Consider the following 17,603-nt stretch of genomic DNA (forward strand, 5'->3'; position numbering starts at 1 on the left):
GCGCAACCTTAAGCGCTTCATTTTCTCGAAACCGAGCATTGAATTCTTCACAGCCGGCACAACCCCTTCCCGTCTCGCAGGCATTTCGCCGGGAGAGACAGGCGCCCGGAGATCTTGGCGATCATCACTCAGGGGGGCGCCTCGGGAAGATCTTCGGGTCACGCGACGCAAACGATTACCAAAGCGCTTCACCTATGTACGAAATGAACGCACCTCTACCGAATCCCTCGCCTCGATCGTCGGCACCTCGACCATGCCCGCCCGGCACGCCGATGACCTCCAGGACGAAATCACCCTGGAGGTCTTCGGACGACCGTGACGCCGTGCTCTCAGACCTGCCGCATCCGCTGGTAGGCGACGGTCACGACCTTCGCACCGGGCTTGCCGTGCATGCAGTAGTCGTCGTCCAGCGCTGCCCCCTCCGCTGGGTAGAGCTCGGCCGGCCAGTCCCAGAGGAAGAACCCCGAGACCCACGGGCGCCGTGAGCAGGCCTCGAACATCTCCTCGAGGTAGGCGGCCTGCTCGTCGCCCGAGGGCGCCCCTGCGAGCGTCCAGTCGTTGGGGCGGGCAGCCGATCCCTCACGGCTCGGGCAGCCGGCCTCGAGGAACACGAACGGCTTGTCCTCCCGGGCGACCACGCGCTCGATGCGGTCGAGGTGCCGCTCCCACGTACCTGTCGGGTAGTAGCCCGACGAGCTGATGACGTCGACCGCGTCCCACCAGGTCAGGCGGTCCTCCTGGTACTTGTCACAGTTGTACGTCACCAGGCCGGGGTACACCTCACGCACCTGTCGCACGAGCTCGCGCCACTGCTCCTCGCGAGCGTCCGCGCGGACCATCTCGCAGCCCACGCAGAACATCTCGGCCTCCACCTCGGCCGCGATCCGCGCGTGGTGCACGACGAAGGCCGTGTAGGACGTGAACCACTCGTCCCACGTCGGTTCGCCCGGCACGTCCTGGTCGAAGAACCCGATGTGGCCGCGCCAGGTCCCGTCGGCACTGTTGACCACGGGCTTGAGGCAGACCTTCCAGCCGCGCCGCTGCGCCTCACGCACGGCATGGCGGACCTCGTCGTCGGTGACCGTGGGCTCCTCGCCGAACGGGATGTCCGTCGACTGTGCGGTCGCCTGCTCGGCCGCGTAGGTGACGGCGACCCAGGTCACGGCGTCGAGCGCCTCGAGCTCGTCCATGGACCGCTGAGCCTCGGGGCCGTCCCACGTCCCCCGGACACCGGTCCAGCCCCAGGTCATGCCTGCGACCGGTGCGCCGTCGAACGAGGCCGGGAGGACCGGGCCCATGACCTCGGCGAGCTCGGCGCGCGTGGGCGGGTTCGCCCCCGGCCTCGAGACCGTGACCGAGGCCGCCACCGCCGCGCGCCGGGCGGCCCAGCGCAGCGCGGCGTCGGACAGGCCACGCAGCCTGTTCCGGCCCTCGGCCCCGTGGACCCCCATGTCTGCGAGAGCGTCGAGCAACGCGCCCGTGAAGGTGTCGCCCGCACCGACCGTGTCGACCACGGTCACCGACCTGCCCGGAACGTCCTGTCGACGACCGTCGGGCCGGACGAGCATGCAGCCGTCCCCGCCGCGGGTCACGACCACGAGCCCGGGACCCCAGGTCGCCCAGCGCGCGGCAACGTCTGCCGGGTCCTCGTCGGGGAAGAACCAGCGCAGGTCCTCGTCGCTCGCCTTGACGACGTCGCTCAGCGCGACGAGCTCCTCGACCCTGTCGCGCGCGGCCGGCATGTCCGCGACGAGCGCGGGGCGCGCGTTCGGGTCGAGCGAGACGACGGCGTGACCACGCGCCCGGCGTACGGCGTCACGCACGACATCGGCACCAGGAGGCAGGACGGTCGCGACCGACCCCACGTGCACCACGTCGGCTCCGGCGACGTCGACCTCCTGCAGGTCCCACGCGAGGTCGAACGCGTACGACGGGACCCCGTCGGGGTCCAGCGTGACCCGCGCCGTCGAGGTGCGGCCCGAGGCGGTAGTCTCCGCCCGCACGACCACGTCGCTGTCCGCGAGCCAGCGACTCACCGTGACGCCTCGCGTGTCCTGGGCGAGCGTCGTCGCGAGCGTGACGGCGCGACCGAGACGCCCGAGCGTGATCGCGACGTTCGCCGGGCTCCCCCCGGGGAGATCGCGAGGCCGTCCCGCGGCGTCGGGCACGACGTCGACGAGCGCCTCGCCGACGATCAGCACCTGGGGCGCGGTGCGCGTCGTCGGGGTCATGCGACGACCAGCCCGTCGCGCGCGGCACGGGCCAGGCTCGGCCCCAGCGGTACGCGCGGGAGCAGCGTCGCCTGGACCGCGTGGTAGAGGTCGGGCTTGCCCGGCCACACACCGTCGGCCGGTGAGTTGAACTCGTCGAGCTGGTGCCGCCACGAGCCACGGTCGACGTCCATGAGGTACGTCGCGACGTAGTCCCACCACGCGGCGTACAGGTCGGCGAAGCGGGCCTCGCCCGTGCGCCGGTGGAGCGCGTCGGCCGCGCCGACCGCCTCGGCGGCGACCCAGTGCATGCGGTCGCGGACCACGGGGCTGCCGTCCCAGTCGGTCGTGTAGACGAACCCGGGAGCACCGTCCCTGGCCCAGCCGTCCTCGACCGCGCGGTCGAACAGGATCGAGGCGGTGGTCGCCAGGCTCGACGACGCCCGCTCGCCGAGCGACGCCTCGGTCTGCAGCAGGAGCCGGGCCCACTCGAGCCCGTGCCCGATCGTCGCGCCGTACGGCTTGAACGGGTCGTCCGGGCGGTCGCGGTTCAGCTCGGGCTGCGGGATCCAGTCGGCGTCGAAGTGCTCGGGCAGACGGCCGTCGTTCTCCTCGGCCAGCACGACCACGAGCTCGCAGATCCGTGCCGCCCGGTCCCGCCAGGCCTCGTCGTCGAGGCAGTCGGCGACCGCGAGCATCGCCTCGACCGCGTGCATGTTCGCGTTGAGGCCGCGATAAGGGTCCACGACGGACCACGACGTGTCCCACTCGTCGACGCAGCGTCCGGCCTTGTCGTCCCAGAAACGTTCGAGGAAGACACCCGTCGCCTCGTCGAGCAGGTCACGCGCACCCGGGATCCCCGCGAGGGTCGCGCTCGACGCCGCGAGGAGGACGAACGCGTGGTCGTAGCAGCTCTTGCCCGCCGCGACGTCCGGGGCGCCCTGCGCCGTGAGGGCGTGGTGCCAACCGCCCGACTCCGCGTCGCGCAGCCCTCCGGTCAGTCCCGCGAGAGCGCCGGCCGCGATCTCGGTCGAGCCCGGCACCCCCAGGAGGGCACCCAGGCTGTACACGTGGACGGTCCGCGCCGTGATCCAGGTCTGGACGCCGCGCGAGAGGTCGGGGACCCCGTCGTCGTCCAGGTACGCGGCGCCGCCGTCGGCGAGGGCCGCGTGCCGACCGAACCCGAGGAGCCGGCGGCACTCGCCGTCGAGCCAGGTCCGGTGCGTGGGGAGCGTCTGCCAGGGCCTCATCGGGCCACCTCCGTGACGAGCTGGTTGGTGTGCCGCAGGACGCGCGAGTCGGCGAGCGCGGCGAGATCGAGCTCTTCGCGGCACGTGACCTCGAAGGTCACGGACTCGCCGGGGAGCAGGGTGACGAGCATGTCGTCGACGACGGCGTCCGGGTGGACCTTGTCGGCGAGGAGCGCGAGGTCCTGGACGAGGACGTCGGTCGTGACCCGCACGCGCGCTCCGGTCGCAGTACGGACCGGCTCGACGGCCAGCGTGGGTGTCTCGAGCGCGCTGTCACGGGGCTCGACGAAGAACCACGTCGCCCGCTCGACGCCGAGGGTCGCGACGAGGACCTCGTCCCCGGACCGCGCGGGCACGGCGACGTCGGTGGGGACGGGCACCGTCGTGGTCGACCGCGCCGCGAGCGCGACCGGGACCTTGACGCCCTGGAGCTCGACGCCGTCGAACCGGAGCCGGCGGACCACGAGGTCGCCCGACCACGCCTCCGACGAGTCGTTGACGACTGCCACGACGAGCGGTGCGCCGGACTCGCCGGCACGCGGCTGGATCGTCACGAGCCGGTCGGCGTACGCGTGCTTGAGGGCGTACAGCAGCGGCTTGGCGTGCCCGTCGCCGTCGACCGCGGCCCACGACGTGACGGGCCAGCAGTCGTTGAGCTGCCAGACCACCGATCCCATGCAGACCGGGCTCCAGGAACGCAGGTGCTCGACCGCGACACGCACCGCGCTCGCCTGGTTGAGCGACATGGCCCAGTGCCAGTCCTCCATGTCGTCGGGCAGCGGCAGGTGCGCGACGAGCCCGTCGATGAGCTTGTCGTTACCCTGCATCGCCTTCTGGTGCACGAGCATCCCGGGCGACTCCGGGGTCAACGGGTCGTCGCTGATCGCTCGCGTGAGCGTGGACCAGGTGGGCGGCCCCTGCCACCCGAACTCGGCGAGGAAGCGGGGCACGACGTCGCGGTAGTGCGGGTAGTCATCGCGGTTCCACAGCTCCCACGAGTGCATCGACCCGTGCGCGGGGTCGTTCGGGTAGACGTCCAGGCTCCCGGACCATGGGCTCGACGGCGTGTAGTCGCGCGCCGGGTCGAGCTCGGCCAGGATCCGGGGCAGCAGCTCGGTGTAGTAGCCCAGGCCCCAGGTCCGGCCGTCCAGCCGCTTCTCCCAGCCCCAGTCCTGATAGCCCCAGATGTTCTCGTTGCTGCCGTTCCACACCACGAGCGAGGCGTGGTGCGCGAGCCGCACGACGTTGTCGCGCACCTCGGCCTCGACCTCGCCGCGCAGCGGCTCCTCCTCGGCATAGGCCGCGCACGCGAACAGGAAGTCCTGCCACGTGAGGATGCCGCGCTCGTCGCACAGGTCGTAGAAGTCGTCGGCCTCGTAGATCCCGCCGCCCCAGACGCGCAGCAGGTTGATGTTCGCGGTCTGTGCCTGGGCGATGCGTGCGGCGTACCGCTCGCGCGTCACACGGTGGGGGAACGCGTCGTCGGGGATCCAGTTGGCCCCTCGCACGAAGACGGGCTGCCCGTTGACGACGAACCGGAAGGACGTGCCGTGCTCGTCAGGCTCCATCTCGAGGCGGACCGTGCGGAAGCCGACCCGGCGCCTCGCCGAGCCGAGCAGGTCGAGGTCTTGCGACAGGAGCACGTCGACGTCGTGGAGCGGCTGGTCGCCGTAGCCCCGCGGCCACCACAGGTCGACCGACGTGACCTCGAGGTCGATCGTCGCGGACGTCGAGCCCGGCGCGACCTCGACCACGCGCTCGACCCCCGCGACACTCACCGCGACGTGGAGCGCCGTCGACTGCGCGACGGTCCGCTCGATCTCGACGTGGACGCGGACCCGCCCGGGGTCGTCGTCGACGGCCCCGTCGGCCACCGACGCCTCGACGCGGACCGCGGACAGGCGAGCGGCGGTCCAGGACTCGAGCCGCACAGGTCGCCAGATGCCCGACGTCGCGGTGTCGAGCCCCCAGTCCCACCCGAAGCTGCAGGCCATCTTCCGGATCGCGTTGAACGGGTGCTTGTTGACCTGCGGCCTGTACCCCAGCGCGAGGCTCTGGCGGTCTGCGTAGCGCACGGGCGACGCGAAGCGGACCAGGAGGTCGTTGTCGCCCACGTGCAGAGAGTTCGAGACGTCGAACCGGTACGTCCGGTGCATGTTCACGGTCGAGCCCAGGACCTGACCGTTGAGCCGCACCTCGGCCACGGTGTCGAGCCCGTCGAAGACCAGGTCGTGGCGCTCGTGCGCGGCGGCCTCCTCGACGGTCCACGTGAGCGTCGTGCGGTACTCCCAGTCGCTCCGGCCGACCCACCCGAGCAGAGCTTCGTTGTCGTCGAGGTACGGGTCGGGGATCAGACCCGCCGCAAGGAGGTCGGTGTGGACGCTGCCGGGCACGGTGGCCGGGATGCCGACGAGGCTCGCCGACTGCGGGGCTGAGCCCCTTACCCCCTGCGGGGCTGAGCCCCCCGCGACGGAGAGGGTCCACCCCTCGTGCACCTCCCGGGCGACGAGGGTCCGGTGGGCCTGGTGGTCTGTCACTTGGTAGCTCCTGAGGTGAGTCCGCTGTAGATGTGCCGCTGGAGCAGGAGGAACGCGACGAGGGTCGGCACGATCACGAGGATCGTGCCGGCCGCGATGACCTCCCACTGCGAGCCGTACGGGCCCTTGAAACGGAACAGCGAGGTCGAGATGACGCCGAGGTCCCGCGAGGGCATGTAGAGGAAGGGGATGTAGAACTCGTTGTAGATCGCGAGACCCTTGATGATGACGACCGTGGCGATCGCGGGGCGCAACAACGGGAAGATGATGCGCGAGTAGATCGTCATCCGGTTCGCGCCGTCGAGCATCGCGGCCTCGTCGAGCGAGCGCGGGATCGACCGCATGAACTGCAGGAAGATGTAGATCGCGATGATGTCGGTGCCCATGAAGAGCACGATCGCCGCGCCGCGCGTGTTGAACAGCCCCAGGCCGTTGATGATCTGGAAGGTCGCGACCTGCGTCGTGACTGCGGGGACCAGCGTCGCGAGCAGGAACAGGCCCATGACGAGACGACGTCCGCGGAAGTCGAACCGGTCCACGGCGTAGGCGGTCATGGTGCCGATGAGGATCGTCCCGACGAGCGAGACCACGAGGATGATCGTCGTGTTGACGAAGCCCTCGAGCATCTTTCCGCTCACGAACGCGGTCGCGAAGTTCTCGAGGTTGAACCAGTTCGACGGCGGGTCGAGCGGCCCGCTCGTCGCGTACTCCTCGCGCGACTTGAAGGCCGCCATGAAGATCGTGACCAGGGGGATGATCGCCGCGGCGCACGCGATCACGAGCGAGACGTACTTGAGGGTCGTCCCCAGAGGGCCCAGGATCGGGCTGAGCGACCTCGTCCGTCGTGCGAACCCCTGTCGCATCCTCTCGGTCGCGCTGGGCTCGACGGTCCGGGTGGGACGAGTGGTGGTGACGTGCTGCTGGCTCATGCCAGGTCTCCCTTCTCCTCCGGGAAGAACCGACGCTGGACCCAGCTCACGAGGAGCACGAGGAGCAGCAGGACGACGGCCATTGCCGACGCGAGGCCAACCTTGGAGAACTTGAACGCTGTGTTGATCGTCTGGATGACGAAGGTCTCGGAGCCGTTCGCGCCGCCCGTCATGATGAACGGGATCTCGAAGACCGAGAGCGCCCCCGAGACCGCCAGGATGAGCGAGAGTCCGACGATCTGGCTGATGCTCGGGAGGATGATGAAGCGGAACTTCTGCCACGACGTGGCCCCGTCGAGCTCGGCGGCCTCGTACTGCTCGTTCGGGATCGACTGGATCGCGCCGAGGAAGAGCACGAAGTTGAGGCCCATGTACCGCCACACCGACGTCGCGGCGAGCGAGATGTTGACGAGCGACGGGTCACCGAGCCACAGAGGCGCCTCCTGGACACCGACGAGCCCCAGGAGCGCGTCGAGCGTCCCGCCGGGCCGGAAGAAGAAGAGGAAGACGAGGCCGATCGCGACACCGTTGAGCAGGTAGGGGAAGAAGATGATCCCTTTGAACCAGTTCCGGAACCGGGTGCTGAAGCTGAGCACCGTGGCGAAGTACATCGCCAGCACGAGCTGCAGGAACGCACCGACCAGGTAGTAGAGGCTCACCAGGAAGACCCGGAAGATCTCGGGTCGGGTGAAGATCTCGACGTAGTTCTTGAAGCCGACGGGCTCCTTGACGGCGTCGAAGCCGTCCCACGACGTGAAGCTGTACCAGACCATGTTCGCCACGGGGACGTAGGTGAACAGGATCAGCAGGCCCAGGGGGACGGCCAGGAAGAGCCAGGGCGTGACCTTCCAGCCTCTGCGGGTCGGTCGCCGACTGCCCGGGCTGCGGGAGTCCGCAGCGCGAGCGGGCGCGGTGGTTCCACTCATGACGGCCATGACGTGCTCATTTCTCAGGGGGAGCGGCGAGGGCGGGGCCCACGACGGGGGTCGCGGGCCCCACGCTGCGGTGCGGAGCGGCTGCGATCAGCCGTTGTTGGCGACTCGTGCCGCGTTCCAGCGCGAGTTGAGGTCCTCGAAGAACGAGAGACGGTCACCCGAGGCAGCGCCGCGCGCGACGTCGATCAGGTTGCGTCGGTACTGGTCGCCGAAGAGGTCGATCTCGGCCTCGTTGTAGATGTCGGAGTCGAGCGACTCCTCTCCGGCCGGGGCCGGAGCGAGCTCGACCTGCTCGACGCCGAAGGCCTCGAAGTCCTTGAGCGTGTCCGGGGACTCGGCACCGACGACGGGCGAGATCCCGCCCTGGTCGACCGCGAAGGTCGAGTCGGTCACGAACCAGTCGAGCCACGCTCGCGCCGCGTCCTTGTTGTCGGAGTGCTTGGAGATCCCGAGCTTGTAGTCGCCACCCACCCGCGAGTGGAACGCACCGTCGGTCTGCCACGGCATGGGCCAGATCGAGATGTCCTCAGGGGCGCCGCCCACGGTCTCGGTGGCTCCCTGGATCTGCGGGACCGCCCACGAGCCGAGCACCATGGCGGAGACCTCACCCGAGGCGAGCAGGTTCTTGGACTCCTCCCAGTTGGTCGTCGTCGGGTCCTTCTCGGACAGTCCGCCGGCCACGACGTCGAAGAGCAGGCCGTCGATCGCGTACTGCTCGTTGCCGTCGGACCACGGAGCAGCCTGGGTGTCCCGGATCTGGACCGCTTCCGCTCCCGCGAAGCTGCCCTGGTTGTTCTGCCACTGCGACAGCGGCCAGCCGTCGGCGTAGTTCGTGTAGTACGGGATGGCCTCGGTCTTGTCCCCCACGGCCTGGAGCGCGTCGAGGAACTCCTGCTGGGTCTTCGGCGGCTCGGTGATCCCGGCCTCGGCCCAGACCTTCTTGTTGAGCACGTACCCGTTGGCCGTGCCGAAGGTCGCGATGCCGTAGACCTGGTCCTCGAAGGCCTGCTCGTCGATGAACCGGTACTTCGAGGACAGTGCCTCGACCGTGTCGAGCGGCTCGAAGAACTGGGGCAGCTGGTCCTTGGTGACCGAGTTGGGGATGAGCAGGACATCGCCGTACTCCTGGGAGTTGAGGCGGATCGAGACGTCCCCCTCGTAGTCCGTGATGGCCTCGAACTCGACGTTGACGTCGGGGTAGACCTTCTGGAACTCGGTGACGTAGTCCTGGAGCTCGGTGTCGACGATGTCGGTGCGGTTCGTGAGGACCGTGATGTCCCCGGAGACACCCCCCTCGCTCGATCCGCCGGTGTCCTCGCCTGCCGAGCAAGCGGTCAATGTCAGCGCTGTCATCACTGCCAGAGCAGCCGCTGCGTGCTTCCTTGCCATGGTGTTCTTCCCATCTCGCTGTCGTCATTGACGCGCGCCGGTCAGCAGCGCTGCAGATCCTCGTCCGACGAGGCGCTCCGCAGCCTTCTCTGGCGCAACAAGGTCAAGTGAAGCGCTTAAGTTTCGTTAAGTCAAAGGCCTCAGGTCACGATCACGCAACGGAGGAGCGTCAGGCGTCGTGAGCGCGGGCTGTGGTCCCTCGAGGGCGCAGCGCGGGAGTCGAGTCCAGGAACGAGGCCGGCTCCGCGCCGTCCATGCGGTCGAACAGCCGGCGCGCGACGTGCGCGCCGTAGCGGGTCACGTCGTGGCTGAGCGCGGAGAGCCGGGGATAGGTGGCCTCGCACAACGGGGAGTCGTCCCACGCGATGATCGAGAGATCTTGTGGGACGGCAGCGCCCATCTCCGTCGCGACACCGAGCCCGGACAGGGCCATGACGTCGTTGTCGTAGATGATCGCCGAGGGCGGTTCCTCGGACGTCAGGAGAGCACGCGTCCCCGCCGCACCCTCGACGGCCGTGTAGTCCGTCCGCACGACGACGCCCTCGACACCCAGGCGTGCCGTCTCGTGCGCGAACGCGTCGTCACGGATGTGGGTGTGCCCGAAGCTCTCGACGCCCGCGACCCGGGCGATCCTGCGGTGTCCCATCATGTGCAGGTACCGCACGCTCTCGCGCATCGCTGCTGCGTCGTCGGTCCAGACGTTGGTCAGCCCCCCGGCCAGCGACGAATCGCCGACGACGACCGCCGGCAGGGCGTCAGCCGCCTGCAGCAGCTCGATCCGCGGGTCCTCGACGCGAGGGTCGACCATGATGACCCCGTCGACACGCCGCGCCGCGCGCCACTGACGATAGGTCCGCACCTCGCTCTCGAGGTCCGGCACCACCTGGAGCAGGAGCGCGTAGCCCCGCTTGGACAGCTCGGACTCGATCCCGGCCAGGAACTGCATGTAGAAAGACTCCACGCCCAGCATGCTCGGGTCCCGGGCCAGCACCAGACCGATCGTCTCGGTCTTCGCGCCGGACAAGGACCTCGCCGCGGAGCTGGGCGCCCAGCCCATGTCGGTGGCGACCTTGAGGATGCGGGCGCGCGTGTCGTCGGAGACGCCGGGCCGGTTGTTGAGCGCGTAGGACACCGCGCCGGTCGACACCCCGGCCTTCTGCGCGATGTCGGCGATCGTGATCCGAGCCACCATCCTCCTCCTTGCCTGGGACGGCGGCCGAGGCCGCCCTCGTCGCCGTCGCCGGCGAGCGCGTGCCACGTCGTCGGTCCCCCACGCGGCGTCGAGCGTCACGCCGGGGACGGGTGGGTCAAGTCTGCCACCGCCGTGCCGGTGCCCCCCCCCCAGGCCCGGGGTCTCACCGCCCCGAGCCGTACCTCTCGAGCAGGTACTGCCCGTACGTCCCGGTCCCGTAGGGCTTGCCGGGGACCAGGTGGTACCCGGCAGCGAAGGCCGCGAACGTCCTGCCGGGCACCCGCACGCGCACGACCTCGCGCCGGCTCCCGGTCGCCCTCGCCCAGGCACGCGCGGCCTCCCGACCCGTGATGCGCTCGGGTCCGCCGATGTCGGCGACCCTGCCCGAGGGCCCGGCGGCGACGATCTCCACGAGCCGCGCGGCGACGTCGGGCACCGCGATCGGCTGGACCTGGAGAGCGGGCGTGAGGAGGACGGGCGAGAAACGCTGCGCCGTGTAGAGCCCGACGACGAGCTGCGGGAACTGCGTGGCCCGCAGGACCGTGTGCGGCAGCCCTGACCCGGCGAGCATCGACTCCACCTCGACCTTGGCCCGGTAGTAGCCGAGCGGGATGCGGTCGACGCCCACGATCGACTGGAACACGACGTGCCCCACGCTCGCCTCACGAGCCGCGGTCACGACGTGATGACCCATCTCGACGTCGGCCCGCGGCCCACGGGTCGCGAGGTGCAGGACGACCTCGATGCCGTCGAACGCCTCGCGCAGGCCCGCGCCCGTGGTCAGGTCGCCCGTCACGAGGCCCGGGACGGTCGAGCGGTCGGTCGAGCGGCTGAGGACCCGGACGTCGTGCCCGGCGGCCCGCAGGAGGGACACGGTGGGGGTGCCGAGGGTACCGGTGCCGCCCGTCACGAGCACGGTGGTCGCACGCACTGCGTTCATCGAGCGTTCCTCTCGTCGGCTGCTCTGCCGGGCACGTTCACGCGGGAGGCTGCGGTCACGCAGACGACCGCGTCCTGGATCCGGCGAGACGTCCAGGATCCCGGGACGGTCTCCCGTTCATTCTGCGGGCTCGGGGGTCATCCACAAGCCCCGGCTCACCGGGACCGTCCACAGGAGGCCGTCTCGCCGCTGCACGCGCGGGTCGTGCTGCAGCACGCTGCCCGCATGACCCAGAGCACCCGGTCCTCGCACCCCCGACGCCGAGCCACGCCCCCGCACCCCGTCTCGCCGCCGGGCCCGCGCACCCTGCGCGCTGCCTGGGGACGTCAGGCCGACGTGGCCAACGGCCCGGACGGCTTCCACCACGTCCACGGACCTCACACGCACGGCTGGCTGCTCGACGACGCGGTCCCCGAGCTCCTCGAAGGGATCGTCCAGGTGGACGACGACCCGCTCGAGCCGTCCTTCTTCGCGCACCTCGACGCACCGGTCGCGGAGGCCTTGCTGGCCCGCCTCGCCGCACCCCGGCTCGCCGACCGGTCCAACGGCTCGCCCACGCTCGGGACCATGCTGCGCGCGGCGGTCGAGCACCCGGGCGAGCTCACGGTCCACGGGTTCGTGCTGGGTCCCGGACGCTGCGACGAACGACTCGTCGCGGAGGGCGTGATCGTGCGCCTCGAGGCCGACCTGCTCGTGACGGAGCACCACGCCCCGGGCTGCGAGTGCGAGCTGCTGTGGGCGTACGTGGTCGACGAGATCGGGCTCACCGGCTCCGTCCACGCACCGCACCGGATCCGCCGCGTCCAGCGCGCCGACGCTCCGGACGAGACGTGGTGGCAGCTGCTGTGGGCATGAGCGGTGAGCGCTCCGAGCAGGCGCGGCCGGTCCCGGCGCGGTGCCCGTCAGGACCGTTCGAGGAACCCCTCGCTCGCCTGCTCGAACCGGCGCATGAGCCCGGCGAAGGCCAGCCGGTCCTGCGGGTCCCACCCGTCGAGCAGCTCGTCGACGAGCCGGTCCCCTGCCGTGACGAACGTCCTCGCGACCCGCGCCCCTGCCGCGGTGAGGTGGACGCGTGCGGCCCGTGCGTCGTCGGGGTCCTCGCGACGCTCGGTGAGGCCCGCCGCGTCGAGGCGTCGCACGATCTTGCTGACGTTCGACGGCCCGGTGGACAGGTGCTCCGCGAGCGCCGACGGGCGCCGCGGCCCCTGCCGCCACACGATCGTGAGGACCACGATCGCCGGGGAGTCCAGGTCGATCCCCTCGCGCGCCGCGACCGCGGCGAGGAAGTCCCCGCTCGTCCACAGGCCCATGACGCGGACCAGGGAGTCGAGCAGGTCGGACCGGTAGCCGGGCACGCGGGCGTCGCCCTGCGCGGGCCCGGGGCTCCCCGCGGCGGGGCCGCAACCCGGCCCCGCCCCGAGGGAGGCCCCTGTCGCGGGGCGTGGTGCGTCGGTCACGCGACCTGCGTGCCGCCGTCGACGGGCAGGACGACGCCCGTGATGAAGCTCGCCTGGTCGGAGAGCAGGAACGCGACCGCGTCGGCGATCTCGGACGGCTGCCCCAGCCTCTTCATGGGGACGTCGGCCGCGTACCCGGCACGAGCCTCCTCGGGCAGCGACGCGAGCGCCGCCGTCTCGATCGCACCCGGCGCGACCGCGTTGATGCGGATGCCGTCGGTCACGTACTCGACCGCGGTGCCGCGCGTGAGCGAGACGACGCCGGCCTTGGCGGCCGAGTACGGCGAGAGGCCCGGTGACGCCTTGAGCCCGGCGATCGAGGCGATGTTGACGATGCTGCCGCCGCCGTGGACGAGCATCTGGGCGATCTCGGCCTTCATCGACAGGAAGGTCCCGCGCAGGGTGATGTCGAGCGTGCGGTCCCAGCCGTCCTGCGGCATCTGGTCGAGGCGGAACGGGCGCGTGCCGACCCCTGCGTTGTTGACCGCGAGGTGCAGCCCCCCGAACGTCTCCACCGCGAACGCGACCAGGGCGGTGACGTCGGCAGGCTCGGCGACGTTCGCGCGGCGGTACGACGCGCGGCCGCCCGCGGCCTCGATCTCGGCGACCACGCGGGCGCCGGCCTCGTCGTTCACGTCGGAGACGACGACGGCCGCTCCCTGCGCGGCGAGCCGCTTCGCGACGGCTTCGCCGATGCCCGCGCCGGAGGCCGTGACGAGCGCGACCTTGTTGCTGAACTGCATGAGTAATCCTCCAGATTTTTCTGTCTTCGCGACAGCATATGCCCGCAGAGCGGCAGCTCGCCTCCACCCGACAACCCTCGCGAACCAGCACAACCGTGCTTCTTACACACAGGCAATGCCCAGGAAACAGGCCCCACATAGCGTCCGAGCCCTGACGTCCCCCTGACCGAAAGGCTCTCGTGAGATCCCTGACACTGACCCTGTCCGGCCGCGCCCTCGCGGCCGGCGTCGCGCTCCTCCTCGCCCTGGTCTCGCTCGTCTCCGTCGTCGCCTACTCGATCGCCGAGTCCCGCACCACGGCCGCTGCGCAGGGGCAGCAGCCGTTGGTCCTCGCCTCCGGCACGACCCCGCTGGGCATCACGTCCACCAGCTACCAGGCCGTGACCGCCGCGGCCACGACGTCCAAGCCCAAGGTCGTGGTCGTCGCGACGGGCGGCACCATGGCCGGCAAGGCCGGCACGCGCGACGGCTTCACGAGCTACCGCGCGGGCACCTACCTCATGTCCGACATGCTCGACACGCTCCGCCCCGAGATCGACCAGATCGCCGACGTGACCGCGGTCCAGTTCGGCAACGCCGGATCCTCCGGCTACACCATGGAGCAGTTCCACGCCCTCACGCTCGAGGTCGAGAAGCAGCTCGAGACCGCGGACGCCGTGGTCGTCACGACCGGCACCGACACCCAGGAGGAGTTCGCGTACTGGCTCGACCTCACGGTCCAGTCGCGCAAGCCCGTCATCACCTCGGGCTCCATGCGCCCGTGGGGCGCGGGCGACACCCCGGCCGACAAGGCGGTCTTCGGGTCCGACGCGCCCGCGAACCTCTACAACGCCGTGCGCCTCGCGGCGAGCCAGCAGACCTACTGCTTCGGGACCGTCCTCATGCTCAACGACGAGATCCAGGCGGCCCGCGAGGTCACCAAGACCAACGCCTACCGCACCGACACGTTCCAGACGCGCGAGTACGGCGTCCTGGGCTGGATCGACGGCGCCAACATCACGCTGGGTCGGGCACCGGCCCGCGTCATGAGCTGCGACCAGGAGTCGTGGTTCACGCCGTTCGACGTCTCGAAGGTCGACCCCAAGGCGCTGCCGCGCGTCGAGATCGTCATGTCCTACCAGCAGGCCGGCGGCGAGGCCGTCAAGGCATTCGCCGACGCCGGGGTCAAGGGCATGGTCACGGCGGGCACCGGGGCGGGAGGCATCTCGGGTGCCATGAGCTCGGAGCGCAGCAAGGCCGTCTCCAAGGGGGTCTGGTTCGTCAGCACGACGCGGACCGGGTCCGGGTCGAGCTACGGGGGCAGCAACGGGGTCCTCGCGGGTGAGGACCTGACGGCGGTCAAGGCCCGCCTGCTGCTGGTCCTGTCCCGGGCCTTCACCGAGGACTTCAACCAGGCCAAGGACTGGTTCGCGACGTTCGGCACGCCGACGTTCGAGCAGTCCGGCGCGGCATCGACCATCCCGGCCGAACCGGGCGGCACCTCGGTCCTGCTCACGTCGACCGCGACGGCCGCGTGCAACGGTCGGACCGCGAGCATCCACGTCACGGTCACCAACACGGACAGCGTGCCGATCGACGTCCGGGTCACCTCGGCCGCGGGCGAGCACAAGTTCAGCAAGATCCCCGTGGGCAGCACGGTCGAGCACACCCTGACCCGGGGTGCGTCGCTCGACGCCGGGGAGGCCAAGCTCGTGGCCTACAAGAACGTGGACGGCGCGGGCGTGCAGAGCACGAGCACTGCAGCGCACGCGGCGGTCACCTGCCGGTAGCACCACCGGCCCGACGCCGGCACCCACCCTCCGGGGTGGGCGCCGCTCCTGCGCGGGTCACCTTCTGCGTCGAGGCGACTACGTCGCCGAGGGGGCGGGCCGCGCGCGGCGCACCGCGAAGAACCCGACCGTGAGGGCCGCCCCCAGCGCGGCCCCCGTGGTGTTGAGCACGACGTCCTGCACGGTCGAGTACCGCCCGGGGATCAGCATCTGGGTCAGCTCGATCGCGAGCGACAGCACGAAGCCCGTGAGCACCACGAGACCGGCGCGCCGCCAGAGGCCCCGCGTGAGTCCGGCCGCGAGGTCGCCCCGGGCACCGGTCCCGGTCAGGACGAGCAGCCCCAGCACGCCGAACGGCAGGAACATGACCACGTTCGACGCGGCCTCGAGGAACACGACGGTCATGGGCAGCCCCACCGCGCGGAACGCGTCGACGACCGCGAGCGCCCAGCCCGGGGCCGCGGTGGACTCGGGCGAGGGCCAGCACGTCACGACCAGGACGGCGGCGAGGTAGACCGCGAAGGTCCAGCGGAGGGTGCGCACGGCTCACACCCTACGGAAGGATGGTCGGGTGACCGCGACCTGGCCCCTGCCCGACGATGCCCGCTGCCCGTGCCTGTCCGGCGAGACGTACGGGGCGTGCTGCGGACGCTTCCACACCGGCCTCGCCGGGAGCGGCCCAGACGCGGTGAGGGCCCCGACGGCCGAGGCCTTGATGCGTTCGCGCTACGCGGCGTTCGCGGTCGGCGACGCGGACTACCTGCTCGCGACCTGGCACCCCTCGACGCGCCCCGCGGAGCTGGACCTCGACGACGACGTGACGTGGCGCCGTCTGGACGTCGTGGCGACGAGCGCGGGCGGCCCGCTCGACCGGACGGGCGTCGTCGAGTTCGTGGCCCACTTCCGCTCCGCGGAGACCCGCGAGCGCGGGTCGCTGCACGAGGTCAGCTCGTTCGTGCGCGAGGGCGGGCGCTGGTTCTACGTGGACGGGGAGCACCGGGGCTGACGCGCTCGCGAGGGGTCGCTCGGCCGCGGGCTTACCCTGGCCGGGTGCCCTCGACCCAGCGCTCGTTCGCGTCCGACAACTACGCCCCTGCCCACCCGGCGGTCCTCGCGGCCCTGACCGCGGCGAACGTAGGCCACGCCGGGTCCTACGGTGCAGACCCGTGGACCGAGCGTCTCCAGGAGTCGGTCAGGCGTCACTTCGGCGAGCAGGCCACGGCGTACCCGGTGTTCAACGGGACGGGCGCGAACGTCGTCGCGCTCACGTCGATGCTGCCGCGCTGGGGTGCGGTCGTCACGTCGGAGCACGCGCACGTCCACCAGGACGAGAACGGCGCCCCCGAGCGCGTCGGCGGGATCAAGCTCCTCACGGTCCCCGCACCGGACGGGAAGCTGACGCCGGGCGCGATCGACCGGTTCGTGGGCGACCTGGGCGACCAGCACCGCGCGCAGCCTCTCGTCGTCTCGATCACGCAGGCGACCGAGCTGGGCACGGTCTACTCGCCCGACGAGATCCGTGCGATCAGCGACCGCGCGCACGCCGCAGGCCTGCGTGTCCACCTCGACGGCGCCCGGCTCGCGAACGCGGCGGCCTCGCTGGGGGTGTCGTTGCGGGAGACGACGACCGACGTGGGTGTCGACGTCGTGTCGTTCGGCGGCACCAAGAACGGTCTGCTGTTCGGCGAGGCCGTCGTGGTCCTGGACCCCGACGCGGTCCAGGGCGTCGACTACGTCCGCAAGATGACCATGCAGCTCGCGTCCAAGATGCGCTTCGTCTCGGCGCAGCTCACGGCACTGCTCGAGGACGACCTGTGGCGCACCAGCGCGGCGCACGCCAACGCGATGGCTGCACGCCTGCGGGCCGCGCTCTCACCCGTGGCGAGCGAGGGAGAGGTGCCCGACGGCGGCACGCACGCGGCGCCGTCGGGCCTCACGTTCTCCCAGCCCACCCAGGCCAACGCCGTGTTCGCGGTCCTCCCGCGCGCCGCTGCGCAAGCACTGCGCGCGGACTTCGCGTTCTACGACTGGGCCACCGCGGCCCCTGACCACGTCACGGGCGACGAGCGCGTCGAGGTCCGCTGGATGTGCTCGTGGGACACGACAGTCGAGGACGTCGACGCGTTCGCGACCGCGGTCCGCACGGCTCTGGGAACGCCCGAGCGGGGGGGGCCCCGCGGGGCCGGGGGGCGCGGGACCCCCGGCCCCCGTCCCGAGGCGCCGACCCCCGCCCCTGCCAGGGCTGAGCACAC

The 17,603-nt window shown here is 71.0% G+C and carries 15 protein-coding genes; 4 read left to right on the forward strand and 11 right to left on the reverse strand.

Features of this window, described 5'->3' with window-relative positions:
* Positions 1 to 329: 329 nt before the first annotated feature.
* From H9641_RS20760 to H9641_RS12855, 8 genes are all read right to left on the reverse strand, one after another.
* The gene (locus H9641_RS20760; protein ID WP_191804352.1) at positions 330 to 2,231 is read right to left on the reverse strand and encodes a PfkB family carbohydrate kinase; all 1,902 of its coding nucleotides are present in this window, start codon (positions 2,229 to 2,231) and stop codon (positions 330 to 332) included.
* The gene (locus H9641_RS12825; protein WP_191804354.1) at positions 2,228 to 3,460 is read right to left on the reverse strand and encodes an AGE family epimerase/isomerase; all 1,233 of its coding nucleotides are present in this window, start codon (positions 3,458 to 3,460) and stop codon (positions 2,228 to 2,230) included. Before H9641_RS12825 ends, H9641_RS20760 begins: the two co-directional genes overlap by 4 nt.
* Entirely contained in the window at positions 3,457 to 5,997 is a 2,541-nt protein-coding gene (locus tag H9641_RS12830; RefSeq protein ID WP_191804356.1) for a glycoside hydrolase family 2 protein, read from the reverse strand. The genes H9641_RS12825 and H9641_RS12830 overlap by 4 nt, the downstream gene beginning before the upstream one ends.
* Positions 5,994 to 6,860 (reverse strand): carbohydrate ABC transporter permease, encoded by an 867-nt coding sequence (locus tag H9641_RS12835; RefSeq protein WP_404821946.1) that lies wholly within the window; start codon positions 6,858 to 6,860, stop codon positions 5,994 to 5,996. Before H9641_RS12835 ends, H9641_RS12830 begins: the two co-directional genes overlap by 4 nt.
* 62 nt (positions 6,861 to 6,922) lie before the next feature.
* Positions 6,923 to 7,852 carry a carbohydrate ABC transporter permease gene (locus H9641_RS12840; protein WP_191804360.1) on the reverse strand — a complete coding sequence of 310 codons (930 nt, stop codon included), beginning with the start codon at positions 7,850 to 7,852 and terminating at the stop codon, positions 6,923 to 6,925.
* A gap of 96 nt (positions 7,853 to 7,948) precedes the next feature.
* Entirely contained in the window at positions 7,949 to 9,214 is a 1,266-nt protein-coding gene (locus H9641_RS12845) for an extracellular solute-binding protein (RefSeq protein ID WP_225220418.1), read from the reverse strand.
* A gap of 205 nt (positions 9,215 to 9,419) precedes the next feature.
* Entirely contained in the window at positions 9,420 to 10,439 is a 1,020-nt protein-coding gene (locus H9641_RS12850; protein WP_191804364.1) for a LacI family DNA-binding transcriptional regulator, read from the reverse strand.
* 166 nt (positions 10,440 to 10,605) lie between these two features.
* A complete protein-coding gene (locus H9641_RS12855) occupies positions 10,606 to 11,382 on the reverse strand; it encodes an SDR family oxidoreductase (RefSeq protein ID WP_191804366.1) in 777 nt (258 codons plus the stop codon).
* Positions 11,383 to 11,607: 225 nt separating this feature from the next.
* Here H9641_RS12855 and H9641_RS12860 point away from each other — a divergent pair, with 225 nt between their 5' ends.
* Positions 11,608 to 12,237, forward strand: coding sequence for a hypothetical protein (locus H9641_RS12860; protein ID WP_191804368.1), 630 nt, complete (start codon positions 11,608 to 11,610; stop codon positions 12,235 to 12,237).
* Positions 12,238 to 12,284: 47 nt separating this feature from the next.
* Here the strand turns inward: H9641_RS12860 and H9641_RS12865 are convergent, their stop codons facing one another.
* Both H9641_RS12865 and H9641_RS12870 read right to left on the reverse strand, forming a co-directional pair.
* Positions 12,285 to 12,839, reverse strand: a complete 555-nt coding sequence (locus H9641_RS12865) for a MarR family winged helix-turn-helix transcriptional regulator (protein ID WP_191804370.1) — start codon at positions 12,837 to 12,839, stop codon at positions 12,285 to 12,287.
* Positions 12,836 to 13,582, reverse strand: coding sequence for an SDR family NAD(P)-dependent oxidoreductase (locus tag H9641_RS12870; RefSeq protein ID WP_191804373.1), 747 nt, complete (start codon positions 13,580 to 13,582; stop codon positions 12,836 to 12,838). Before H9641_RS12870 ends, H9641_RS12865 begins: the two co-directional genes overlap by 4 nt.
* Positions 13,583 to 13,761: 179 nt before the next feature.
* Between H9641_RS12870 and H9641_RS12875 the strand changes: the two genes are divergently transcribed.
* A complete protein-coding gene (locus H9641_RS12875; protein WP_191804375.1) occupies positions 13,762 to 15,351 on the forward strand; it encodes an asparaginase in 1,590 nt (529 codons plus the stop codon).
* Between the two features lie 78 nt (positions 15,352 to 15,429).
* Here H9641_RS12875 and H9641_RS12880 read toward each other — a convergent pair whose 3' ends face one another.
* Positions 15,430 to 15,894 (reverse strand): VanZ family protein, encoded by a 465-nt coding sequence (locus H9641_RS12880; protein ID WP_191804377.1) that lies wholly within the window; start codon positions 15,892 to 15,894, stop codon positions 15,430 to 15,432.
* 28 nt (positions 15,895 to 15,922) lie between these two features.
* Between H9641_RS12880 and H9641_RS12885 the strand changes: the two genes are divergently transcribed.
* On the forward strand, positions 15,923 to 16,357 hold the full coding sequence (locus tag H9641_RS12885; protein ID WP_318244559.1) for a YchJ family protein: 435 nt from the start codon (positions 15,923 to 15,925) through the stop codon (positions 16,355 to 16,357).
* Positions 16,358 to 16,401: 44 nt separating this feature from the next.
* On the forward strand, positions 16,402 to 17,603 hold a 1,202-nt coding region (locus tag H9641_RS12890; protein ID WP_191804420.1), incomplete at its 3' end, for a threonine aldolase family protein.

Origin of the sequence: Oerskovia merdavium (assembly GCF_014836755.1) — a bacterium.
GTDB classification, from domain to species: domain Bacteria; phylum Actinomycetota; class Actinomycetes; order Actinomycetales; family Cellulomonadaceae; genus Oerskovia; species Oerskovia merdavium.

Coding starts and splice junctions, on each gene's coding strand:
- H9641_RS12855 (WP_191804366.1), bottom strand. CDS start 11,382: ATGAACGCAGTGCGTGCGACCACCGTGCTCGTGACGGGCGGCACCGGT.
- H9641_RS12840 (WP_191804360.1), bottom strand. CDS start 7,852: ATGAGTGGAACCACCGCGCCCGCTCGCGCTGCGGACTCCCGCAGCCCG.
- H9641_RS12825 (WP_191804354.1), bottom strand. CDS start 3,460: ATGAGGCCCTGGCAGACGCTCCCCACGCACCGGACCTGGCTCGACGGC.
- H9641_RS12870 (WP_191804373.1), bottom strand. CDS start 13,582: ATGCAGTTCAGCAACAAGGTCGCGCTCGTCACGGCCTCCGGCGCGGGC.
- H9641_RS12845 (WP_225220418.1), bottom strand. CDS start 9,214: ATGACAGCGCTGACATTGACCGCTTGCTCGGCAGGCGAGGACACCGGC.
- H9641_RS12835 (WP_404821946.1), bottom strand. CDS start 6,860: ATGCGACAGGGGTTCGCACGACGGACGAGGTCGCTCAGCCCGATCCTG.
- H9641_RS20760 (WP_191804352.1), bottom strand. CDS start 2,231: ATGACCCCGACGACGCGCACCGCGCCCCAGGTGCTGATCGTCGGCGAG.
- H9641_RS12860 (WP_191804368.1), top strand. CDS start 11,608: ATGACCCAGAGCACCCGGTCCTCGCACCCCCGACGCCGAGCCACGCCC.